Origin of the sequence: Paracoccus kondratievae (genome assembly GCF_009301415.1) — a bacterium.
GTDB lineage: Bacteria > Pseudomonadota > Alphaproteobacteria > Rhodobacterales > Rhodobacteraceae > Paracoccus > Paracoccus kondratievae.
In genome coordinates this window covers 2,044,594-2,066,066 of the sequence record NZ_CP045072.1, presented here as the reverse complement: position 1 = coordinate 2,066,066, position 21,473 = coordinate 2,044,594, and the positions used below count along the sequence as shown (strand labels likewise).

20 protein-coding genes are annotated in these 21,473 nt (G+C 63.2%); 11 read left to right on the top strand and 9 right to left on the bottom strand.

Features of this window, described 5'->3' with window-relative positions; translation table 11 throughout:
• Nucleotides 1–78 precede the first annotated feature (78 nt).
• The 9 genes from dnaJ to uvrC all read left to right on the top strand — a co-directional run bounded on the left by dnaJ (nucleotide 79) and on the right by uvrC (nucleotide 10,484).
• Nucleotides 79–1,242 (top strand): molecular chaperone DnaJ, encoded by a 1,164-nt coding sequence (dnaJ, locus tag F8A10_RS10345; protein WP_010397248.1) that lies wholly within the window; start codon nucleotides 79–81, stop codon nucleotides 1,240–1,242.
• Nucleotides 1,243–1,288: 46 nt separating this feature from the next.
• On the top strand, nucleotides 1,289–2,077 hold the full coding sequence (gene radC, locus F8A10_RS10340; RefSeq protein ID WP_152367240.1) for a RadC family protein: 789 nt from the start codon (nucleotides 1,289–1,291) through the stop codon (nucleotides 2,075–2,077).
• A gap of 182 nt (nucleotides 2,078–2,259) precedes the next feature.
• The gene (gene petA, locus F8A10_RS10335) at nucleotides 2,260–2,847 is read left to right on the top strand and encodes a ubiquinol-cytochrome c reductase iron-sulfur subunit (RefSeq protein ID WP_010397244.1); all 588 of its coding nucleotides are present in this window, start codon (nucleotides 2,260–2,262) and stop codon (nucleotides 2,845–2,847) included.
• Between the two features lie 10 nt (nucleotides 2,848–2,857).
• Entirely contained in the window at nucleotides 2,858–4,180 is a 1,323-nt protein-coding gene (gene petB, locus F8A10_RS10330; protein WP_010397240.1) for a cytochrome b, read from the top strand.
• A gap of 12 nt (nucleotides 4,181–4,192) precedes the next feature.
• Nucleotides 4,193–5,578 (top strand): cytochrome c1, encoded by a 1,386-nt coding sequence (locus F8A10_RS21830; protein ID WP_152367239.1) that lies wholly within the window; start codon nucleotides 4,193–4,195, stop codon nucleotides 5,576–5,578.
• A 146-nt stretch (nucleotides 5,579–5,724) separates the two neighbouring features.
• Nucleotides 5,725–6,594, top strand: a complete 870-nt coding sequence (locus F8A10_RS10320; protein ID WP_152367238.1) for a ribokinase — start codon at nucleotides 5,725–5,727, stop codon at nucleotides 6,592–6,594.
• Between the two features lie 39 nt (nucleotides 6,595–6,633).
• Nucleotides 6,634–7,437 (top strand): S49 family peptidase, encoded by an 804-nt coding sequence (locus tag F8A10_RS10315; RefSeq protein ID WP_010397234.1) that lies wholly within the window; start codon nucleotides 6,634–6,636, stop codon nucleotides 7,435–7,437.
• A gap of 103 nt (nucleotides 7,438–7,540) precedes the next feature.
• Nucleotides 7,541–8,311, top strand: coding sequence for an SDR family oxidoreductase (locus F8A10_RS10310; RefSeq protein WP_085502613.1), 771 nt, complete (start codon nucleotides 7,541–7,543; stop codon nucleotides 8,309–8,311).
• Between the two features lie 301 nt (nucleotides 8,312–8,612).
• Nucleotides 8,613–10,484, top strand: coding sequence for an excinuclease ABC subunit UvrC (gene uvrC, locus F8A10_RS10305; RefSeq protein ID WP_152367237.1), 1,872 nt, complete (start codon nucleotides 8,613–8,615; stop codon nucleotides 10,482–10,484).
• A gap of 18 nt (nucleotides 10,485–10,502) precedes the next feature.
• Here the strand turns inward: uvrC and F8A10_RS10300 are convergent, their stop codons facing one another.
• The 5 genes from F8A10_RS10300 to F8A10_RS10280 all read right to left on the bottom strand — a co-directional run bounded on the left by F8A10_RS10300 (nucleotide 10,503) and on the right by F8A10_RS10280 (nucleotide 15,705).
• Nucleotides 10,503–11,132: an ABC-type transport auxiliary lipoprotein family protein gene (locus F8A10_RS10300; RefSeq protein ID WP_010397224.1), complete on the bottom strand. Its 630-nt coding sequence runs from the start codon at nucleotides 11,130–11,132 to the stop codon at nucleotides 10,503–10,505.
• Nucleotides 11,133–11,140: 8 nt separating this feature from the next.
• Entirely contained in the window at nucleotides 11,141–12,442 is a 1,302-nt protein-coding gene (locus F8A10_RS10295; RefSeq protein WP_085502614.1) for an MlaD family protein, read from the bottom strand.
• A 4-nt stretch (nucleotides 12,443–12,446) separates the two neighbouring features.
• A complete protein-coding gene (locus F8A10_RS10290) occupies nucleotides 12,447–13,223 on the bottom strand; it encodes an ABC transporter ATP-binding protein (RefSeq protein WP_152367236.1) in 777 nt (258 codons plus the stop codon).
• Nucleotides 13,220–14,314 (bottom strand): ABC transporter permease, encoded by a 1,095-nt coding sequence (locus tag F8A10_RS10285; RefSeq protein WP_029372206.1) that lies wholly within the window; start codon nucleotides 14,312–14,314, stop codon nucleotides 13,220–13,222. The genes F8A10_RS10290 and F8A10_RS10285 overlap by 4 nt, the downstream gene beginning before the upstream one ends.
• A 473-nt stretch (nucleotides 14,315–14,787) precedes the next feature.
• Nucleotides 14,788–15,705 carry a LysR family transcriptional regulator gene (locus F8A10_RS10280; RefSeq protein ID WP_010397213.1) on the bottom strand — a complete coding sequence of 306 codons (918 nt, stop codon included), beginning with the start codon at nucleotides 15,703–15,705 and terminating at the stop codon, nucleotides 14,788–14,790.
• 91 nt (nucleotides 15,706–15,796) lie between these two features.
• On the opposite strand from F8A10_RS10280, the gene metF reads away from it, so the two are divergent.
• Complete coding sequence (gene metF, locus F8A10_RS10275) at nucleotides 15,797–16,660, top strand: methylenetetrahydrofolate reductase [NAD(P)H] (protein WP_010397211.1); 864 nt, start codon at nucleotides 15,797–15,799, stop codon at nucleotides 16,658–16,660.
• An 8-nt stretch (nucleotides 16,661–16,668) separates the two neighbouring features.
• Here the strand turns inward: metF and F8A10_RS10270 are convergent, their stop codons facing one another.
• On the bottom strand, nucleotides 16,669–17,874 hold the full coding sequence (locus tag F8A10_RS10270) for a DUF2235 domain-containing protein (RefSeq protein ID WP_085502617.1): 1,206 nt from the start codon (nucleotides 17,872–17,874) through the stop codon (nucleotides 16,669–16,671).
• A 41-nt stretch (nucleotides 17,875–17,915) separates the two neighbouring features.
• Nucleotides 17,916–19,073, bottom strand: coding sequence for a type III PLP-dependent enzyme (locus F8A10_RS10265; protein ID WP_152367235.1), 1,158 nt, complete (start codon nucleotides 19,071–19,073; stop codon nucleotides 17,916–17,918).
• A 137-nt stretch (nucleotides 19,074–19,210) separates the two neighbouring features.
• Here F8A10_RS10265 and F8A10_RS10260 point away from each other — a divergent pair, with 137 nt between their 5' ends.
• Nucleotides 19,211–19,642 (top strand): Lrp/AsnC family transcriptional regulator, encoded by a 432-nt coding sequence (locus F8A10_RS10260; RefSeq protein WP_010397203.1) that lies wholly within the window; start codon nucleotides 19,211–19,213, stop codon nucleotides 19,640–19,642.
• Here the strand turns inward: F8A10_RS10260 and rsmD are convergent.
• Both rsmD and F8A10_RS10250 read right to left on the bottom strand, forming a co-directional pair.
• Nucleotides 19,609–20,205: a 16S rRNA (guanine(966)-N(2))-methyltransferase RsmD gene (gene rsmD / locus F8A10_RS10255; RefSeq protein WP_010397202.1), complete on the bottom strand. Its 597-nt coding sequence runs from the start codon at nucleotides 20,203–20,205 to the stop codon at nucleotides 19,609–19,611. The two genes, F8A10_RS10260 and rsmD, sit on opposite strands and share 34 nt — an antisense overlap.
• Nucleotides 20,202–21,413, bottom strand: coding sequence for an NAD(P)/FAD-dependent oxidoreductase (locus F8A10_RS10250; protein ID WP_152367234.1), 1,212 nt, complete (start codon nucleotides 21,411–21,413; stop codon nucleotides 20,202–20,204). Before F8A10_RS10250 ends, rsmD begins: the two co-directional genes overlap by 4 nt.
• Between the last annotated feature and the right edge of the window lie 60 nt (nucleotides 21,414–21,473).

Genomic DNA, 21,473 nt, shown 5'->3' with positions numbered 1-21,473 from the left:
TGATGTGAACCCATCGGCCGGCCCGCTGCAGACCCGCACAGGCCGGTCATTTCTTGAAAGACCCCGGACGCAAACGATATGGCGAAGCGTGACTATTACGAGGTGCTCGGCGTTTCTCGGGGCGCCTCGGCCGAAGAGATCAAAAAGGCCTATCGCACCAAGGCGAAACAGCTGCACCCCGACCGCAACAAAGACTGCAAAGTCTCAGAAGCGGCGTTCAAGGAACTGAACGAAGCTTACGACTGCCTCAAGGACGACCAGAAAAAGGCCGCCTATGACCGTTTCGGTCACGCAGCCTTTGAAAATGGTGGCGGCGGGTTCGGCGGATTCAGTCGCGGCAACGGCCATGCCGACTTCGGCTCGGCCTTCGCTGATGTGTTCGAAGACCTGTTCGGCGACATGATGGGCCGCCGCGCCGGAGGCGGGGGACGCTCGCGCACCAGCCGCGGCCAGGATCTGCGCTATAACCTGCGCGTCACACTGGAAGAGGCTTATAACGGCATCCAGAAAACCATCACCGTGCCGGGCTCGGTTTCTTGCACCGCCTGTAACGGCACCGGAGCCGAAGGCGCTGTCGAACCCGTCACCTGTCCGACCTGTTCAGGCATGGGCAAAGTCCGGGCAACGCAGGGTTTCTTTACCGTCGAGCGCACCTGTCCCACCTGCAACGGCCAGGGCCAGATCGTTAAGAATCCCTGTCAGGAATGCCGTGGCGCCGGCCGGGTACAAAAAGACCGCACGCTTGCGGTGAATATCCCCGCCGGGGTGGAAACCGGCACCCGTATCCGCCTTGCAGGTGAGGGTGAGGCCGGGATGCGCGGCGGACCTGCGGGCGATCTCTATATCTTCATCGAGGTGGCAGATCACCCGATCTTTATCCGTGACGGGCGCATGCTTGCCTGTCAGGTTCCGGTCAGCATGGCCACCGCAGCCTTGGGGGGCGAGATCGAGGTTCCGACCATCGACGGCGGCCGCTCTCGCGTCCGCATCCCGCCGGGCACGCAATCCGGCAAGCAGATGCGCCTGCGCGGCAAGGGGATGCCACCCCTGCGCCACGGGCCGGGCATGAACGGCGAATCGGGCGATATGCTGATCGAACTGGTGGTCGAAACGCCGGTTAACCTGACCACGCGTCAAAAAGAGCTTCTGCGCGAATTTGACGCGATCAGCGCCGATAACAGCCCTCAGACCCAAGGTTTCTTTCAGAAAATCAAAGGGTTTTGGGACGAGATGAAGGGCTGAACGGGCGTTAACCGGCTGTTCATCGTTTCTGTGCCAACCTGACGGTATGGGAACGAATCATGCCTTTCACGAAGCGCCTCTGCCGCTGTTTTCCTCGGTTTCGCGACCGGCCGAGGATGAAACCCTGGCGGCCGTCGCCCTTTCAGGGAGTGCCGGCCGTCTTCCCAGCTATATCGCCGATCATCGCGCCCGGCTGCGTGAACGCTTTATGCAGGGCGGCGCGGCGGCGATGCCCGATTATGAAATGCTGGAATTGGTGCTTTTCCGCGCCATCCCCCGTCAGGATGTAAAGCCGCTCGCGCGGCTGCTGCTGGACCGGTTTGGTGATTTCAACCGCGTCCTTTCGGCCCCGCCCGCCCGGTTGGCCGAGGTGACGGGCGTTGGCCCTGCGGTCATCCAAGAGCTAAAGATTGTCGAGGCTGCGGCGCAGCGGCTGGCACGCGCCCGCGTCATGCACAGGCCAGTTCTGACCAGCTGGGATGCGCTTTTGGACTATTGCCACACAGCCATGGCGCATGGCGAGGTCGAACAGTTCCGTGTCCTTTACCTTGACCGTAAGAACGTGCTTATCGCGGATGAGGAACAGGCAAGGGGCACCGTTGATCATGTCCCTGTCTACCCGCGCGAGATCATGCGCCGGGCGCTTGAGCTGAATGCCTCGGCCCTGATTCTCGTCCACAATCACCCCTCGGGCGATCCAACCCCGTCGCAGGCGGATATCACCGTGACCCGCCGGATCCAGGCTGCAGCCGAGGTGATGGGCCTCATCATCCATGATCACCTGATCATCGGACGATCCCGCGAGCTTAGCTTTCGCAGCCAGGGTCTGCTTTAGCGCAAACAGCTGACAAGCTGTGTCTTCCCGCGCAACCAAAAATCCACACCTGCGCCAATTTGCAGCGTCTGGGCGCACCGGGGCCGCTGGACTGACGCGGATTTGATCGCTAGAACCGCCCGGCGAGGGCTGTGCAATGACACGGCCCGTTCCGTCGTATCGCCCCGATTCCCGGGGCATAAATGGAGATCAGACCCGTGTCCCACGCAGACGAACACGCAGGCGATCACGGCGCCACCCGGAGGGATTTCCTCTACTACGCGACTGCCGGTGCCGGCACCGTCGCGGCCGGGGCCGCTGCCTGGACCCTTGTCAACCAGATGAACCCGTCGGCCGACGTTCAGGCGCTTGCCTCGATTCAGGTCGATGTCAGCGGCGTCGAGACCGGCACCCAGCTGACGGTGAAATGGCTCGGCAAGCCTGTGTTCATCCGCCGCCGGACCGAGGAAGAGATCGAGGCCGGTCGGGCGGTCAAGCTCAACGAGCTGATCGACCAGAGCGCCGAGAACCCCAACAAACCCGGTGAGCCCGCCACCGATGAAAACCGTACGCTCGACGAAGCGGGCGAATGGCTGGTGATGATCGGCGTCTGCACCCATCTGGGCTGCGTGCCGATCGGTAACGGCACCGGTGACTTCGGCGGCTGGTTCTGCCCCTGCCACGGTTCGCACTACGACACGGCGGGCCGTATCCGCAAAGGGCCCGCACCGCAGAACCTGCACATTCCCGTTGCCGAATTCGTCAACGAAACCACCATCAAGCTGGGCTGAGGAGGCGCACATGGCCGGTATTCCCCATGACCATTACGAGCCCAAGACGGGTATCGAACGCTGGCTGCATCGCCGCCTGCCCATCGTCAGCCTGATCTATGACACCATGATGATCCCCACCCCCAAGAACCTTAACTGGTGGTGGATCTGGGGTATCGTGCTGGCCTTCTGTCTGGCGCTGCAGATCGTCACCGGCATCGTGCTGGTGATGCATTACACCCCGCATGTCGATCTGGCCTTCGCCTCGGTCGAGCATATCATGCGCGACGTGAACGGCGGCTACATGCTGCGCTATCTGCATGCAAACGGTGCTTCGCTGTTCTTCTTTGCCGTTTACATCCACATCTTCCGCGGCCTCTACTACGGCTCTTACAAGGCCCCGCGCGAGGTGATCTGGATCGTCGGCATGCTGATCTATCTGGCCATGATGGCAACCGCCTTCATGGGCTATGTGCTGCCCTGGGGGCAGATGTCCTTCTGGGGCGCGACCGTGATCACCGGCCTGTTCGGTGCAATCCCGGGTATCGGCGAATCGATTCAGGCCTGGCTGCTTGGTGGTCCGGCGGTCGACAACCCGACACTGAACCGCTTCTTCTCGCTGCATTACCTGCTGCCCTTTGTCATTGCCGCGCTGGTGATCGTCCACATCTGGGCCTTCCACACCACCGGCAACAACAACCCGACCGGTATCGAGGTGCGCCGCACCTCTAAAGAAGAGGCGGAAAAGGACACTCTGCCCTTCTGGCCCTATTTCGTGATCAAGGACGTATTCGCGCTTGCCGTGGTGCTGGTCGTCTTCTTTGCGGTTGTGGGCTTCATGCCGAACTACCTCGGCCACCCCGACAACTATATTGAGGCGAACCCGCTGGCGACCCCGGCCCATATCGTGCCTGAATGGTACTTCCTGCCGTTCTATGCGATCCTGCGCGCCTTCACAGCCGATGTCTGGGTTGTTCAGCTGGTGAACTTCCTGTCCTTCCGCTTCATCGACGCCAAGTTCTTTGGTGTTCTGGCGATGTTCGGCGCGATCCTGGTCATGGCTCTGGTGCCGTGGCTTGACACCTCGCGCGTGCGCTCGGGTCAGTACCGTCCGCTGTTCAAGTGGTGGTTCTGGCTGCTCGCGGTGGACTTCGTGATCCTGATGTGGGTGGGCGCCATGCCGGCTGAGGGGATCTATCCCTACATCGCTCTGGCTGGGGCGGCCTATTGGTTCGCCTATTTCCTCATCATCCTGCCGCTGCTGGGCATCGTCGAAAAGCCCCTGCCCATGCCGCAGACCATCGAGGAAGACTTCAACGCCCATTACGGGCCCGAAACCCATCCTGCCGAGTAAGGAGAGGCATCAATGACCCTGAGAAACGCATCGCTCACGGCCGTTGCGGCCCTGACCGTTGCCCTGGCAGGCGGCGCGGTGGCCCAAGACGCAAGCACCGCTGCGGGCACCACCGCCCCCGCGGGTTCGAGCTATCAAAGCACTGAATCGGCCGCCCCGGCGGCCGAGGCAGCGACGACCGACGCCGCCCCCGAAGCCGCTGCCGAACCGGCAGCCCCTGAAGCAGAGGCCGAGGCCACTGAGGCCCCGGCTGCCGAAGAACCGGCTGCGGCTGAACCTGTCGCAGAAGAAGCCCCTGCCGAAGCGACCGGGGCCGCTGACGATCAGACCCCGGCTGCGGATACCCCCGCCGCCGAGGACGCTGCCGCAGAAGCACCTGCTGCCGAAGAGGCTCCGGCTGCCACCGAGCCTGCCGAGGCCCCTGCAGCCGAGGAACCGACCGCTGCCGAGCCTGCGGCTGAAGGGCCGGTTGCGGAAGAACCCGCCGCTGCTCCGGCCGGGGAAGCCGCTGCTGAGGGCGAACAGCCCGCCGCGGAAGAGCCCGAGGCTGCCCCTGCAGAAGAGGCTGCGGACCAGGCCCCCGCTGCTGAGGAACAGCCCGCACAGGGTGAACCCGCGGCCGCGACTGCCGAGGATGCCGCTGCCGAAGAGCCGGCAGAAGCAACCGCCGAGAAGGCCGAAGCACATATCGAGGATATCTCGTTCAGCTTCGAAGGTCCGTTCGGCAAGTTCGACCAGCATCAGCTGCAGCGCGGCCTGCAGGTCTATACCGAGGTCTGCTCGGCCTGCCACGGGTTGCGCTATGTTGCCCTGCGCACGCTGGGTGATGAGGGCGGTCCGCAACTGCCCGAGGATCAGGTCCGCGCCTATGCCGCCAACCTGACCATCGTCGACCCGGAAACCGAGGAAGAGCGTCCGCGCACCCCGACCGATCACTTCCCGACGGTCAGCGGTGAGGGCATGGGGCCTGACCTGTCGCTGATGGCCAAGGGCCGCGCCGGCTTCCATGGTCCTTATGGCACTGGTATCTCGCAGCTGTTCCGTGGCATCGGCGGTCCGGAGTACATCCACGCCGTCTTGACCGGCTATAACGGCGAAGAAAAGGAAGAGGCGGGCGCTGTTCTCTACCACAACTCTGCCTTTGCCGGGAACTGGATCCAGATGCCCGCGCCGCTGTCGGATGGCCAGGTCACCTATGAAGACGGGACCGAAGCCACCGTCGATCAGATGGCGCAGGACGTGGCAGCCTTCCTGATGTGGACGGCCGAGCCCAAGATGATGGACCGCAAGCAGGTCGGCCTTGTTTCGGTCCTGTTCCTGATCGTGCTGGCTGCACTGCTGTATCTGACCAACAAGAAACTGTGGTGGTCGGTCAAGCATCCGCGCAAGCCCGAGTGATCTTTTGCACCTGATCCTGAAACGCGCCCTTCGGGGCGCGTTTTTCATTGCGGCAGCAGCGTATTCAGCCCCGGCGATATGGACAAGCTGCCTGCGCCCCGGTCAGATGGGTGCCGGCGCTTTTGGCCTAAGAAACGGGTCTGAATATGACGATCTTTAACCTCGGTTCGATCAACATCGACCATGTCTACCGCCTGTCCGCCATGCCCCGTCCGGGTGAGACTTTGCACGCGCAGTCCTATTCCCAGGGGCTGGGTGGCAAAGGTGCGAACCAGTCGGTGGCCGCTGCCCTCGCCGGGGCACAAGTTGTGCATCTGGGGGCTATGGGCATGGGCGACGACTGGGTGCTGGAACGACTGGCTGCTCTGGGGGTCGAAACCGGTGCCATCGCCCGACTTGCCGATACCGTCACAGGCCATGCGGTGATCCTTGTCGATGAGCGGGGCGAAAATTCGATCGTCCTGCATGGCGGGGCGAACCTTGCGCTACCAGCGGATCTGACAGACCGTGCGACTTTTGGTCCGGGCGATCTTTTGCTGATGCAGAATGAAACCAACCGCCAGGCCGAAATCGCCGCATTAGCTCGCAAGGCCGGGGCGCGGGTGATCTACTCTGCTGCACCTTTCAGCATCCCGGCACTGCGCGAGGTGCTGCCCCATGTCTCGATTCTGGCGATGAATGCGGTCGAGGCGCAGGACACTTTCGCCGCATTTGGCGAGAATCTGCCGGTCGAGGGGATGCTGATCACCCGCGGTGCCGACGGTGCCGAGTTCCGTGACCTGCGCCCGGGGCAGGTCTGGCACCAGCCCGCCTTTGCTGTAAAGGCCATCGACACGACCGGAGCGGGGGATTGCTTTACCGGCTGGTTCGCGGCGGGCCTTTCGCGGGGCGAGGACCCGGCAACCGCCCTGCGCCACGCCGCCGCTGCAGCCGCGCTGCAAGTGACCCGCAAAGGTGCGGGCGATGCGATGCCAAACCGGGCAGAAGTGGCCGAGTTTCTAAACTCTCATGGCTGAGCGCTTGTCCGCGGGCCCGCATCTGCCTATCTGGAAACTATGAAAATTCCATTCGTGAACCGTCCGGCCACCGTCGCCGTCCTGCGCCTGCAAGGAACCATAGGAACCACCGGTCGCGGCGGTTCCGGCCTGTCCGATGCCGCGCTGGCCCCACTGCTGGAGCGCGCCTTTAAGCGCCGCAAGCCAGTCGCCGTCGCGCTGCTGGTGAATTCGCCCGGAGGCTCTCCGGTCCAGTCCAGCCTGATCGGCGCCCGCATTCGCCGCCTTGCCGAAGAGCGAGAGATCCCGGTCCACGCCTTTGTCGAGGATGTCGCTGCGTCGGGTGGGTATTGGCTGGCCACGGCGGCCGATTTCATTTGGGCCGACGAAAGCTCGGTTCTGGGTTCGATCGGGGTGATCTCATCAGGGTTCGGCTTTGCCGAATTGATCGAGCGTCACGGGATTGAGCGGCGCGTCCATACCGCTGGCCGCTCGAAATCCATGCTCGACCCGTTCCGCCCCGAAACGCCCGAGGATATTGCCCGGCTGAACCGGCTGCTGGGCCCCATTCACGAGGCGTTCAAGGATCAGGTCCGCACCCGTCGCGGCAACCGCCTTGCGGCTGACCACGACCTTTTCACTGGCGAGATCTGGACCGGCCGCGAGGCTGTCGCGCTGGGGCTTGCCGATGGTATCGCACATCTGGTCCCGAAAATGCGCGAGCTTTACGGTAAGAAGATCCGCTTCCTGACCTATGGCCAGCGCGTTTCGTGGTTCCGCCGCTTTGGCCTTTCCGCCGATGATTTTCTGGAAAGTATTGAGGAGCGCGCCGCCTTTGCACGCTTCGGGGCAGGGCGCGGATGATTAAAACCGTCCTTCTTTGTCTTCTCATCATCGTTGCGATGGCACTGGCAGCCGGACCGGGCGTGCGCCGGATCGTGGCCAGACTTTTGGGGATTCGGCTGAAATGACCGCCCTGGTGACCGGAGGGGCCCGCCGTCTGGGCCGGGCCATGGTGCTGTATCTGGCGCGACGCGGGATGGACGTGGCAATCCATTATCAGCACTCGGCCGATGAGGCGCAGGCGACGGCGGCCGAGGCACGTGCCCTTGGCGTCCGGGCCGAGGTATTTCACGCTGATCTGCTGGACCTTGATCAAAGCGAGGCGCTGATCGACCGGGCACATCAGGCGCTGGGGCCTCTGTCGGTGCTGGTCAATAACGCCTCGATCTTTGAATATGACAATATCGCCAGTGCGACGCGTGAAAGCTGGGATCGTCACATCGGTTCGAACCTGCGGGCGCCTTTCGTGCTGACGCAGGCCTTTGCCCGGCAAGCGCCCAAGGCGGACCGCAGCGCAGACGAGCCGCTGGCGCGCAGCCTTATCGTCAACATGGTCGATCAGCGCGTCCTGAAACCGACGCCTGAATTCATGACCTATTCCTTGGCCAAGGCGGGGCTGTGGTGGCTGACGCGCACCCTGGCCCAGGCGTTGGCGCCCGACATCCGCGTAAACGCCATTGGCCCCGGCCCCACCATGCAAGGCGTGCGCCAATCCGACAGCCACTTCATGGGCCAGCGTGCCGCAACCATCCTGCAACGCGGCGCAGGCCCCGATGATGTCTGCGCCGCGCTTGGCTATCTGATGGATGCGCCATCGGTCACAGGACAGCTGATCTGCGTGGACGGGGGCCAGCATCTGGGTTGGCGCACCCCCGATGTGCAGGGAGTCGAATAGGACAAAAAACTGTCCCGATGCGACAAGTTGTCCACGCTACGTAATGGCTTCACACAAGCTTCACGATTCTGGCAAGAAATTCAGGGCATTGCAGAGCAGAGAAAAAATATCTCTTTAAAACAGTGCGTTGCAAACCTGCCTAGAATTTGTGCAAAGTAAGGGAATCCCAAGAAACGCTAATTGAACGTGTGTTACTCCCAAGCTGATTCACAGAGTTATCCACAGATTCCGTGGAAAGGTTTCAGCTTGAAATTCTGGCCGCGAACTTGCAGCCGCACGAAAGAATCATTTGGTTGGTGCCATGACCGATTCCGCCCCAGAAAAGCGCCCCGGAAAGACTGGCCATGCGCTGATCCAGGACTATCTGAAGACGCTCGACAGTTCGCCCGGCGTCTATCGGATGCTGGATGCGCAAGGGGCGGTGCTTTACGTCGGCAAGGCGCGGAGCCTGCGGGCCCGGGTTTCGAACTATGCGCGCGGTACGGGGCATTCGGCGCGCATCGCGCGGATGATCCGCGAAACCGCTTCGATGATGTTCCTGACCACGCGCACCGAAACCGAGGCGCTGTTGCTGGAACAGAACCTCATCAAGCAGCTCAAGCCGCGCTACAACGTACTGCTGCGCGACGACAAAAGCTTTCCAAACATTCTGGTTGCCAAGTCCCACCCCTTTGCCCAGATCAAGAAGCATCGCGGTGCCAAGGCGGAAAAGGGCGATTATTACGGCCCCTTTGCCAGCGCCGGGGCGGTAAACCGGACGCTGAACCAGTTGCAGCGGGTATTCTTGCTGCGCAGCTGCACCGATGCGACTTTTTCCAGCCGGACGCGGCCCTGCCTGCTGTATCAGATCAAGCGCTGCAGCGCGCCATGCGTCGGCCGGATCGGGCTTGAGGAATACAACGCCCTTGTGGCCGACGCCGAACGCTTTCTTCAGGGTAAATCCACCGCGATTCAGGCCCAGCTTGCCCGCGAGATGGCCGATGCGAGCGAGGCGATGGAATATGAACGCGCCGCCGCGTTGCGCGACCGCATCAAGGCGCTGACCGCCGTGCAATCCGTCCAGGCAATCAACCCGCGCGGCGTGCCCGAAGCGGATGTGATCGCCCTGCATATGGAGGGCGGTCAGGCCTGCATGCAGGTGTTTTTCATCCGCGGCAATCAAAGCTGGGGCAACCGCGATTTCTATCCCCGGCTGAACGGGGTCGAATCGGCAGATGAGGTCATGCAGGCGTTTCTGGTCCAATTCTATGACGGCAAGGTCCCGCCTCGGCTGATCCTTTTGTCCCATGGGATCGAGGACCCCGACCTGATGACCGAGGCGCTGTCGGAAAAAGCCGGGCGCAAGGTTACCCTTGGTGTACCCCAGCGCGGTGAAAAGGCCGAACTGGTCGAAAACGCTCTGCGCAACGCCCGCGAAAGCCTTGCCCGCCGCATGTCGGAAAGCGCCGCCCAGCAGCGGCTGCTTGAAGGGCTGGCCGAGGCTTTTGACCTGCCCGCCGTGCCCCAACGCATCGAGGTCTATGACAACAGCCACATTCAGGGCACAAATGCTGTAGGTGGCATGATCGTCGCCGGTCCCGAGGGCTGGATCAAAAGCCAGTATCGCAAGTTCAATATCAAGGGCACCGAGATCACTCCGGGCGACGATTTCGGCATGATGAAAGAGGTGTTGACCCGCCGCTTTTCACGTCTGCTGAAAGAGGACCCGGACCGCCAGACCGACGCCTGGCCCGACCTGCTGCTGATCGACGGCGGCGCAGGGCAGGTCTCGGCCGTGCATGAGATCATGGTCGAGATGGGGGTCGAGGACATTCCCATGATCGGCGTCGCCAAGGGCGAGGACCGTGACCATGGCAAAGAAGAGTTTCACCGCCCCGGCAAGCCGGCCTTTGCACTGCGGATGAACGACCCGGTTCTGTATTTCATCCAGCGCCTGCGGGACGAGGCGCACCGCTGGGCCATCGGCACCCATCGCGCCAGGCGCAGCAAAGCCGCGTTGGCCAACCCTCTGGATGAGATCCCCGGCATCGGCGCGGCACGCAAACGCGCGCTGCTGCAACATTTCGGCAGCGCCAAGGCAGTCAGCCGGGCCGGTTTGGCCGATCTGGTTGCGGTCGAGGGGATCAGCGAATCGATGGCCCAGAAGATCGTCGATCACTTTCACAACGGCTGAAACCTGCCTGTAGCGCCCTCAGCGACAACGGGCAGGGTTCACGCCGACTGCGCGCATCCCCCAATCGGTCATCTGCGTCACCAACTGCTGACCCGCCGCATCAAAGGCGGGGATCAGATCCGAAGTTTTTGTCGTCCCGGCCTGAGCGGTCGCGGTAAAGCGCCCGCGCGAGACGACGGTTGCATCCATTTCGCGCACCATCTGGGCATCGACCGACAGTTTGACGACCGCGCCCTTGCCCGAGACCTCGGCGTTGAAATCGTTGATCTCGCTGATCAGGGCGTAATCGCCTGCCGTACCCAGCGGCGCGCGCCCGACATGGGAAAATGCGTCATAGACGCCAAAGCCACGCACCAGCAGGGTTTGCAGGGTCGCCGGAACAGTATCGCCCCAGCGCGCATCGGGCAGATACTGGGTCTGCAACTCATTCGGGCGGATCATGATGCGCTCTGTGTCCAGCGTGGCGCGGGCCTTGGGCGCCTCGATCACCAGCTCGGCTATCCGGCCCCGGCCGCAGACGCGCGGCGCATCCGACGGCGGACGCAGCTCGAACACATCGCGGTCGGGCTCTCCCTCAAGCGCGCGCAGGGCGGCGCAGCCCGGCAAGGTCAGGGTCATCACAAGAAGGGCGGCAACGATACGCATCATGGACTCCTTCAACGGCGGAACTCGGGCGTGCGCGGCCCTGAAAGGATTTGCGACGGGTTACGCCGCAGCGTCGATACCAGCGCGTTCACATTGCCGACCAGATCGCGCAATTCGCTGGCCATGCGGGTGAACTGCGGCAGCCCCTCGCGAGTGAAAGCCTGCACCGGCCCACGGGCGCTGTCCAGCATCCCGCGCAGGCTGGCAAAGGCCGCATCGGCGCTGTCGGCGGCGTCGCGCAGCCGGCCAGTGATCTCGGGCAGGTCGGCGATCACATGATCTATCGCTTCGTTCGCCTTGCCCAAGGTCACGCGCAGATCCGCAACCACTGGTTCGACATTGCTGTTCATCACCCGGTCGGCGCTGTCAAAGGCCCGCTCGGCCGATGCAAGCGTGCGCTGCCCGACCTCAAGCGCCACATCAAGACTGTCGAGGCTTTCACTCGCCCGCGCGCCAAGCCGGGACAGATCGGCCTGCAAGGTGGCGGCGGTTTCGTCCAGCCGCTGGGTCAGATTTCGCAGATCCCCCGCGACATAACCGCGGATCTCATCAAGTGCGGCGGTGCCCGAATCCAGCGCCTGATCGGCCTTGGCCGCACTTTCGCCGAACTGGGCCAGCGCTGTGTCGGCATTGCCAAGCGTCGTCTCGGCCGCCATGCTCAGCCCATCCAGCCGCTCACCAAAGGCCGAGATATCCGCCGCAGCCGAGGCGATGGAATCGGTGGCCTTGGTCACATCCGCCAGCGCCTTGTCCAGATTGGCGCTGGAGCGTTCGACATTGTCGAGGATATTGCGCACCCGGGTCTGATTCTCATCCCCCAGCAATTGGGTCAGCTGTTCGGCCACGGTGTTCAGCCGCGACAGCATCTCGGGACCCTGTTCAGACAAGGTCTGCAAGGCCGAGCGGTTGGCAGCGATGACCGGGATCGAATCGGGCTGGATATCGCGCAGCAGCGGCGCATCGGGGCGGCCCGGAGTGATCGCGACATTTGCGACCCCGGTAACGCCCTGAATTTCGACCATAGCCCGGGAATCAGTACGGATCGGCGTGTCCTCGGCCACCTCGATGCGGACGCGCACAGCACCGTTGACGTTCTGCGCCAGTTGCATATCCACGACCCGGCCCGCCGACAGCCCGGCGAAAAGCACCGCAGACGAGGCGCTCAGCCCCGAAACCTCGGGGAAATAGATGTCGTAATAAGCAAACTGCCGGTCCAGCTGCAGCTTGGCAAACCACATCAGAAACAGCAGCAGGCCAAGAAAACCCGCGATGGTAAATGCGCCGATCAGGGCGTAATTTGCCTTGGTCTCCATAGGCTTACTCCTTTGCGCGGCCAGTGGTCATGGCGGCGCGTGCCCGCGGACCGTGGAAATATTCATGTACCCAAGGATGATCGACCTGCAGCATCTCGGCCATGGTGCCGCTGACCAGCACCTTTTTTTCAGCCAGAACCGCGATGCGGTCGCAACAGGCGTGCAGCGTATCTAGATCATGGGTCACCAGAAAAACCGACAGATTCAGCGCATCGCGCAGCTCAACGATCAGCCGGTCAAAGGCATCGGCCCCGATCGGGTCCAGTCCGGCGGTAGGTTCGTCCAGAAACAGGATCTCGGGGTCAAGCGCCAGGGCACGGGCAAGACCTGCGCGCTTTTTCATGCCGCCAGAAAGGTCCGAGGGGTATTTGTCATTGGCGTTCCACGGCAGCCCGGCCATCGAGACCTTGAGTTCGGCCAACCCCTGCCGCACCTCGGGCGCAAGGTCCGGGACGGCGTTCAGCGGCACCTCGACATTTTCGCGCACGGTCAGTGAAGAAAACAGCGCGCCGCCCTGAAACATCACGCCCCAGCGCCGTTCAAGCGCCTCGCGCGCGGGGCCCGCCAGTGCGCCAACGTCCTGACCAAAGACCCGCACTGTTCCGGCACGCGGCTGGTTCAGCCCGACAATGGTACGCAATAGCACTGATTTCCCGGTACCCGAGCCGCCGACCACGCCCAGAATCTCGCCCCGGCGCAGGTTGAGGTCCAGCCCGTCATGCACGACATGGCGGCCAAACTGGGTACGCAAGCCCCTGACCTCGATGATATTTTCACTCACAACCCCACCTCAGCAAAGAAGATCGAGAACAGCGCATCCGCCACGATCACCGCAAAAATCGCGTTGACCACAGCGCGGGAGGTCTCGGCCCCAAGGGATTCAGCATCTTTGCCGACCCTCATCCCGGCATGGCAGCCGATGACCCCGATGATCAGCGCAAAGATCGGGGCCTTGCTGATCCCGACGATGACGTGATCGACACTCGTTTCGGCAAGCAGCCGATAGCGGAAGGTAGACGGAGAGATGCCAAGTTCGATCCACGACATCAGCGCCCCGCCAATCAGGCCCGAGATGTTAGAGATCAGCCCCAGAATCGGCAGGGTGATGACCAGCGCCAGCACTCTTGGCAGGATCAATACCATGTCGGGGTTAAGCCCCAGCGTGCGCATGGCGTCGATTTCCTCGTTCATCTTCATCGAGCCGATCGAGGCCGTCAAAGCCGAGGCCGTCCGCCCCGCGACGATAATCGCGGTAAGCAGAATCCCCAGTTCGCGCAGGATTGAAATGGCGATCAGGTCGATGACAAAGATCTCGGCTCCGAGCTGCCTGAGCTGTACCGCCCCCTGAAAAGCCAGAACCACCCCGATCAGAAAGGACATCAGCGCCACGATGGGCACCGCGCGCAGTCCCGTTTCCTGACAGTGCCAGACAAGCGAGGTCAGCCTGAAATCGCCCGGATGGCGAATGCCGCGCGCCAGGGCTGCCAGAAACCGGCCAAGATATTCTGCAATCTCGCGCATATAGACCATAAAGGCGGCAACGCGCCTGCCCGTCCGTTCAAGCAACTGGTGCCAGCCGGACGGGCGCGCGGGTTCCGTCTCGGGCTGGGGCCACGCCTGCTGAACGGTTTCCAGCAGGCGGGCCTGGGCCTCTGTCAGGCCGTCAAGCTGTACGCCCTCACGCTTGCGCCCTGTCAGATACCACGCGGCGGCAGTGTCGATACGGCTTAGCCCCGAAAGATCCAGCCGCTGCGCCTTTTCCACCTCGGGTGGAAGCTGGCCAAGGGTCCAGACCGTCAGCTCACCCTCCAGACGGAGCGCGTCATCAGCAACGGTAGCGACAAGCCTGGGATCGGGTGGATGGCTGGCCATGAAGGTCCTGATCACAAGGGGCAAAAGGGATTCATCCAAAGATTGCGGGGATTTGTCAAATACGTCACCCGATTTCCCACGCCAGCGTGGCCATTAGGTCAGCCCCGTAAAAGCGCAAGCGGCCGAAAGCCCGCATTTGCTTGATCAAGCCGCGTTCCGCAGCAGCGTTCCTCAGATTGGTTGTATTTTACACTTGTTCATATTGACCATAATGCACGCTATGGTTTAATACACGCGTGCCAGTTGAATGGCAGCCTGCGGGATCAGGCCTTTTCTGACCCCGGCAGAGAGTATCTCGGGACTCGGTTTTGACGAGTTTTTTTGTAGCGATGGTCCCGAGATTCTCATATCGGCGGGGCGGGCCTAGGCCCGCCGCGTCCGTTTTTCTGCCGCGTCTACTCATCCATCTTCGGCAGGACCACGCGGTCCCATTGGAACGGGGCAGGTGGTGTATCGGGGCAGGCGGCCCCGGATCAGCCTTGCGCCAGCGCCCGCATCATCCTGACCGGTTCGGTCCGGGCCAGACGCAGGACATGGACCATATAGGGCTGTTGCAGATCCTCGCTGCGCAGCGCGGCGAAAAGGCGGCGGAACATTCCCTGCGGCCCCAGCGGCAACAGCGCCAGTTCGGGATTTCCGGCCTGCGCGCGCAAAACCCAGTCGGGCATCACAGCAACCCCCCGCCCCGATGCGATCAGCATCAGCGCAATCGCCGTCTGCTCAACCTGCCGGACCCGCGCCGGCTCAACCCCTGCCGGGTCAAGAAATTGCGAGAACACATCAAGACGCGGCCGATCCATCGGATAGGTGATCAGCGTCTCGCCAGCCAGATCGGCAGGTTCAGCATAACCTTTGGCGACCAGAGGATGCGCTGCCGGCACCACCATGGTCGGCGCATAGTCAAAAAGCGGCTGAAAGGTGATTCCCGCGATTTCTTCGGGGTCAGACGAAATCACCATGTCGACCTGACCGCGCTCAAGCGCCGGCAGCGCCTTGAGCGCGAGGCTTGAACGGATGTCCAGATCGACCTCGGGCCAACTGCGGCGGAACTGGTCCAGCACTGGCAGCAGCCAGTCAAAGCAATGGTGACACTCCATCGCCACATGCAGCCGCCCGGCGCGGCCCATCTCTACGGCGCGGAATTCGGCCTCGGCGGCCTCGATCAGCGGCAGCACCTGTTCAGCCGTGCGCAAAAGCCGCATCCCCGCCGCCGATAACCGCAAGGGTTTGGTACGGCGTAGAAAAAGCTCAATTCCCGCCTGCTCTTCCAACGCCTTGATCTGGTGCGACAGGGCCGATTGCGTCAGGTTCAGCACCTCGGCCGCACGGGCAAGCCCGCCCTGTTCGTGAATGGCGCGCAGGCTGCGCAGATGGCGAAGCTCAAGGTGCATCTTGATCAAAACTCATGACGATCTTGAAGATTATGAATTTGTCTCACGTCCCGGCGCATGTCACAAGCCCCTCGACAAGAGGAACATTGCCATGACCACTCCGGCCGTCAGCTTCGAATTCTACCCACCGCGGAACCTCGACCAGTCCTTCCGCCTGTGGGAGACCGCGCGCGCTTTGGCGCCGCTGGGCCCGGATTTCGTCTCGGTCACCTATGGTGCGGGCGGCACCACCCGACAGCTGACCCATGAAGCGGTGACGGCGCTGGCCAGCCATTACAAGCTGAACGTCGCCGCGCATCTGACCTGCGTCGATGCCACGCGCGAGGAAACGATGCAGATCGTTCAGGATTACGCGGTGGCAGGCGTGCATGAGATCGTCGCCCTGCGTGGGGATGCACCGCAAGGGCAGGCCCGTTTCATCCCCCACGCCGAGGGGTTTGCCAATTCGGTCGAACTGATCTCAGCCATCGCCGAACGCGGTGACATGACCATCCGCTGCGGCGCCTATCCCGAGCCGCATCCGGAAAGCCCCGACACCGCCGCCGATGTCGCCTGGCTGAAACGCAAGGTTGAGGCAGGCGCCTCAAGCGCCATGACGCAGTTCTTTTTTGAGGCAGACACCTTCTTCCGCTTTCGCGATGCCTGCGTTTCAGCGGGAATCGAGGCTCCGATCATCCCGGGCATCCTGCCGATCCAAAGCTGGTCGGGCACCCGCCGCTTTGCCGAGCGTTGCGGCACTTCGGTCCCGCAATGGGCCGAGGAGGCCTTTGCCGCCTCCGGGAAAGAGGGTGAGGCCGCGCTGGCACTGGATCTTTGCGTCAAGCTGTGTGAGCGACTGGTCGAAGGCGGCGTCGATCGGCTGCATTTCTACACGCTGAACAAGCCTGAACTGGTGCTGAAGGTCTGTGCCGCGCTGGGGATCAAACCCAAGGACGAGGTCCCGCAGGTCGCCTGAACCGCACTTCAGGACCTCCGCCTGAACCGGCTGCCCTTTCCGCGACGGCTCGCGCCCTGTCCCGCCCCCTCATAGGCCGGGGCCAGCCCGTCCTCCTTGGGTTTTACGACCGTTGCGCGGCGCCCGACGGGCTGATCCTCTGCCATTTCATCGACGGCGGAGCGCTTGGGTGCCGGGGGTCCCTGGCGCAACCGGCGGCGCGGGCGCGGCGGCGCAGCATCCGCCAGATCACCCGTCAGAAGTGCCGGGCCCGTATAGGGGCGCGGCACCGAATCGTGCAGCATCTCAGAAGGATCGGCCCCGGCCAAACGCGGCGCACGGGCAAGAAAAGCCTTGCCCCAGCTGCGCCACGACCCGACCGAGGGCGCGGTCGGGTCGCAGGGGAAATGCGCGCGCCAGCCCTGCGGCAGCGGCAGGCCCAGCTCTTCGGCCCGCGTCATCATCCAGACCAGCGGGATATTCGCCAGCGGCCGGGCGTATTCCAGCCCCGAAAGCTGGCCGCCGACATCGGGGTGACAGCCGCGGAACCACATCTGCTCAACCCGGCCCGGCGCTGAGCTGCTGTCCCACAGCAGCGGCTGAAAGGTCGCCCGCGTCTCGTCCAGCGCCAGCGCCTGCAGACCATGTTCGACCTCAGCCCCCAGATGTGCGTCGTGAAAGCGAAAGCGCGGATCGGTCAGCATCCACAGGATGGGCAGCCGGATCCCCAGCGCCGTCACCGTGTCAAAGACCCCGATCATGCGGATCGGCACCGAAGGATGGCACAGTGCGGGATCCAATCGCTCAACCACACCATCCCGTCCGTTGCGATAAAGCTCCCACGCTTTCTGGATATTGGGACGTGTAGCCCGGTCATGGGTCAGCAGCCCGACGCGCCCGATCATCCCGGCCAATGAGCGGACTGCAAAAGCGCCGCGTGAATAGCCAAAAAAGAACAGCGGATTCCCCGGACGCCACCGGCGCGCAAGCCAGCCGTAGGCGTCGCAGATCTGGCGTTCCAGCGTCGAACCCATGGCGAGCTTTGGCAGGGTACGCCACGCCTCCCACTGCTGGCCGGGGGCATAATGGATCTGGACCGGCGCGGGCAGTCTGCCGCGTTCCCCAGACAGCATGGCATAGATCCGCGCGATCGACGACCTTTGCCCCTGGGTCAGAGAGGCAAAGGTGCCGTCGATCATGACGACCTGGCATTTCGGCGGAGGCAGTGATTCCATGCGGTTACGCTAGCACGGAAAAACAAAGCGTCGATTAATCCCTACTCAAGAGCGTTCACGGTCAGGTGTGCCATCAGCCCAAAGCCGTTGAAACGGGTGTTGGTCACCGTCGAATAAGCGCCCGCACCGTGAAAGATGATGTAATCGCCTTCCTGAATATTGGCAGGCAAGGTCAGTTCGCCTGGCAGCCGGTCGACCGAATCGCAGGTCGGGCCAAAGATGACGCGCGGCAGCGGCTCGCCCTCGCGCGGGGTGCCCTCGGGGGTCAGCATCTGCAAACGGTCAAGGTTTCCGACGATAGGCAGCTCGAAAAGCCCACCGTAAACGCCGTCGTTCAGGAAAATGCTCTGGCCGTCGCGGACCGCTTTGACCCGGGTGATCAGCGAAAAGGCGTCGGCGCACAGCCCTCGCCCCGGCTCACAGACCAGTTGCGGGGCCTCGGCGCCAAAGGCCTCTTTGGTGATGCGGCTGATCAGCTGGAAGATGGACGAGAGGTCAGGCTCAACCCCTGTGACGCGATGCGAGGGGAAACCGCCGCCGACATTCAGCCTCCGCGCCTTGACGCCGGCCATATCGCAGATCTCGGCCGCGGTGGTGATGTAGCTTTCCCAGGCATGCGGATCGACACATTGCGTACCCGGATGGAAGGTCAGCGAGGGGATATAGCCCCGATCCGCCACCGCGCGCAAAAGCTCGGCCGCCAGCTCGGGCGAGGCACCGAATTTCGAGCCAAAGTCATAGGCCGCGCCCAGCACGGGCAGTTTGAACCGGGCCGAGATCTCACAATTATCAGCCGGGACACGGGCAAACAGCTTGTCCAGTTCCGAGCGGCTGTCCACCGACCAGGAGGTAATCCCGGCGTCAACCGCATGGGCAATCTCGGCCTGCGAGCGGACGGGGTTGTGATAGTGCCGCGCCGCATCGGGGGCGAGCCGGCCGATCAGGTCGATCTCATACGGAGAGGCGACGTCAAAGCCTTTCACGCCGGCGGCCGAAAGGGTGCGGATCACCGCCTCATCCGGGTTCGACTTCACCGCATAGGTGACCAGACCCGGAAAACCCTGCAGGAACCGTTGCGCCGTCGCGCGCAAGACCGACGGTGCAAAGACCATCACCGGATTTTCCGGCGCCAGCCTGCGGATAATCTCGGCGGGATTGTTCCAGACAGTCTTGGGGCCACGGCCCTCGGTCAGTCCCATCGGCATGTCCTTCCTGTGCGCGTGTGGGTGGAAACAAGTCTGCGCCCTATGAGTTCCGATTGAAGCAATGAAAAGGGTGGAAAAGGGCTACTGCTTCGTTACTATGACGAAAGGTTTGGCAGATCGACAGGTGAACGATGGACGAACTGGATCGCGGCATTCTGGCCCATCTCGCGCAGGACGCGCGGATGTCCGTGGCGGTTCTTGCACGGCGGCTCAAAGTGGCACGCTCGACCGTGCAGGCACGGCTGGAACGACTGGAAACATCGGGTGCCATTGCAGGTTACACCTTGCGGCTGGGCGATACTGCCCGCGAACACCGCATTCGCGCGACCTGCCTTCTGACGATCGAACCACGCGCGCAGGCGGCGATTCTTGCCCGGCTGCGTAGCCTGCCCGAGGTGGAACGCATCCATACCACCAGCGGCCGCGTCGATCTTTTGCTGCAATTGGCTGCCGTATCGACCAGCCAGCTTGACGATGTGCTGGATCAGATCGGCGGTTTGACTGGTGTTCGCTCCAGCGAGAGCCTGATTCACTTGTCCACCAAGCTGGATCGGGCCACCTGATCGTGCCCATTACGCAACAATGTGACAATTGTGTCGCCATATTTGCGCTGGTCGATCTGCTCAAGCCCGGCCACGGGGGCAGGGGGACGCGCTTCTTCCCACACCACCATGGCACCGGGGGCGAGCCAGCCCCCCTCAATCGCAGATTGTAGGGCACGTTCGCCAAGGCCCATGCCATAGGGCGGGTCGAGGAACACCAGATCATAAGGCGCCGCGCGATTCTGCCCCAGCCGGGTCGCGTCGCGCCGCCAGACATCTGTGACACCCATTGCGCGGGCCTTTTCGATATTGGCACGTAACAGCGCCCGTGCCGCCACGCCGTCATCGACAAAGGCGACGCGTGCCGCGCCCCGCGACAGCGCCTCAAGCCCCAGAGCCCCGGTTCCGGCAAACAGGTCCAGCGCCCGCGCACCGGGAATCGGATTCCCATGGGTGCCGTTGATCAGCAGGTTAAAGATAGATTCGCGCACGCGGTCGGTCGTCGGGCGCAGATGTGCAGCAGGGTCGCCGGCCCCGACCTCGGCCAGCTTCAACCCGCGCAAAGAGCCGCCAACGATCCTCATGCCATCAGGGCCTTCAGATCGCCCGCCTCGGCCACTGCCTCGGGTGTGGGAGAGCGGCCGGCCTCGATCAGCCGCTTGCCGATCATATAGGCGCGTGCATCGTTCAGCGCATCCACCGCGATCAGCCGCCCGTCCCGGAAATACCAGACCGAGCCACCCGGTTCGGCCGTGCGCGTCACCACCCGGTCATAACCAAGATTCAGCCCAGCGATCTGCAGCTTGGCGTCAAACTGATCCGACCAGAACCACGGCTTTGGCACGTAGTCCGCACCTGCCCCCAGCATGTTTGCGGCCACTGCCTCGGCCATGTCGATGGCATTGCCGACGCTTTCCAACCGCAGCTGGCCACCGCCCGGGCAGGTATCGGGTGCAGGAAAGCTGGCACAATCGCCCGCCGCCCAGATTGCCGGGTCCGAGGTACGCCCCTGCCCATCAGTGGCAATGCCATTATTGAGGGTCAGTCCCGCCGCCCCGGCCAAAGCGGTCTCAGGCCAGATGCCAATACCGCAGATCACCAGATCAGCAGGCAAATGGCGGCCATCGGCCAGTTCGACCCCATCGGCGGCGGTCTGGCCGGTGATGCGGGTAATGCCAGTACCTTCCAGCACCTGAACCCCATGGGCTGTGTGCAGGTCCCGGATCATCGCCGCCGTTTCGGGCGCGGCGACGCGGCCAAGGATGCGCGGCGCGGCCTCGACCAAAGTGACCTCAAGCCCCAGCTTGCGGGCGACAGCCGCCGCCTCAAGGCCGATATAGCCGCCGCCAATCACCACAAGGCGACGCCCGGCAACCAGCTCCGGCTTCAGCCCGGCGATATCAGCCAGGCTGCGCACCACATGAACACCGGGCAGCGCGCCGCCCATCGCCTCGGGCAGGCGGCGGGGCGTTGCGCCCAGCGTCAGGGCAAGCTGGTCATAGGGGTGTTCGCCCCGATCAGTCACCACGACGCGGCGGTCACGGTCGATGCGCAGCGCCTTTTCCCCCAGATGCAGGGTGATGCGCTGTTCCTCCCACCATTCGGGGGCGCGCAGCGTCAGGCGATCCAGCCCCATATCACCCAACAGATAGGCCTTGGACAGGGGCGGGCGCTGATAAGGCGGCGCTGGCTCGTCGCCGATAATGGCAATGCCGCCCTGATGCCCCAGCGCACGCAGTTTCGCCGCCAGAGAGGCCGCCGCCTGTCCCGCGCCAAGGATCACGATGTTCATTCTTCGCCCTCGCTGGTTTGCCTGCGGCGCAGAGCCTATAGTCGCCCTCGGATCGATGCA

Excerpts from the sequence above, each read along its gene's own strand:
- F8A10_RS10285 (WP_029372206.1), bottom strand. The coding sequence starts at position 14,314 with ATGGCCAGCCATCCACCCGATCCCAGGCTTGTCGCTACCGTTGCTGAT.
- F8A10_RS21830 (WP_152367239.1), top strand. The coding sequence starts at position 4,193 with ATGACCCTGAGAAACGCATCGCTCACGGCCGTTGCGGCCCTGACCGTT.
- rsmD (WP_010397202.1), bottom strand. The coding sequence starts at position 20,205 with ATGAGGATCGTTGGCGGCTCTTTGCGCGGGTTGAAGCTGGCCGAGGTC.
- F8A10_RS10315 (WP_010397234.1), top strand. The coding sequence starts at position 6,634 with ATGAAAATTCCATTCGTGAACCGTCCGGCCACCGTCGCCGTCCTGCGC.
- dnaJ (WP_010397248.1), top strand. The coding sequence starts at position 79 with ATGGCGAAGCGTGACTATTACGAGGTGCTCGGCGTTTCTCGGGGCGCC.
- F8A10_RS10320 (WP_152367238.1), top strand. The coding sequence starts at position 5,725 with ATGACGATCTTTAACCTCGGTTCGATCAACATCGACCATGTCTACCGC.
- F8A10_RS10300 (WP_010397224.1), bottom strand. The coding sequence starts at position 11,132 with ATGATGCGTATCGTTGCCGCCCTTCTTGTGATGACCCTGACCTTGCCG.
- petA (WP_010397244.1), top strand. The coding sequence starts at position 2,260 with ATGGAGATCAGACCCGTGTCCCACGCAGACGAACACGCAGGCGATCAC.
- F8A10_RS10295 (WP_085502614.1), bottom strand. The coding sequence starts at position 12,442 with ATGGAGACCAAGGCAAATTACGCCCTGATCGGCGCATTTACCATCGCG.
- F8A10_RS10270 (WP_085502617.1), bottom strand. The coding sequence starts at position 17,874 with ATGGAATCACTGCCTCCGCCGAAATGCCAGGTCGTCATGATCGACGGC.
- F8A10_RS10310 (WP_085502613.1), top strand. The coding sequence starts at position 7,541 with ATGACCGCCCTGGTGACCGGAGGGGCCCGCCGTCTGGGCCGGGCCATG.
- F8A10_RS10265 (WP_152367235.1), bottom strand. The coding sequence starts at position 19,073 with ATGGGACTGACCGAGGGCCGTGGCCCCAAGACTGTCTGGAACAATCCC.
- radC (WP_152367240.1), top strand. The coding sequence starts at position 1,289 with ATGGGAACGAATCATGCCTTTCACGAAGCGCCTCTGCCGCTGTTTTCC.
- metF (WP_010397211.1), top strand. The coding sequence starts at position 15,797 with ATGACCACTCCGGCCGTCAGCTTCGAATTCTACCCACCGCGGAACCTC.
- F8A10_RS10260 (WP_010397203.1), top strand. The coding sequence starts at position 19,211 with ATGGACGAACTGGATCGCGGCATTCTGGCCCATCTCGCGCAGGACGCG.
- F8A10_RS10250 (WP_152367234.1), bottom strand. The coding sequence starts at position 21,413 with ATGAACATCGTGATCCTTGGCGCGGGACAGGCGGCGGCCTCTCTGGCG.
- petB (WP_010397240.1), top strand. The coding sequence starts at position 2,858 with ATGGCCGGTATTCCCCATGACCATTACGAGCCCAAGACGGGTATCGAA.
- F8A10_RS10280 (WP_010397213.1), bottom strand. The coding sequence starts at position 15,705 with ATGCACCTTGAGCTTCGCCATCTGCGCAGCCTGCGCGCCATTCACGAA.
- uvrC (WP_152367237.1), top strand. The coding sequence starts at position 8,613 with ATGACCGATTCCGCCCCAGAAAAGCGCCCCGGAAAGACTGGCCATGCG.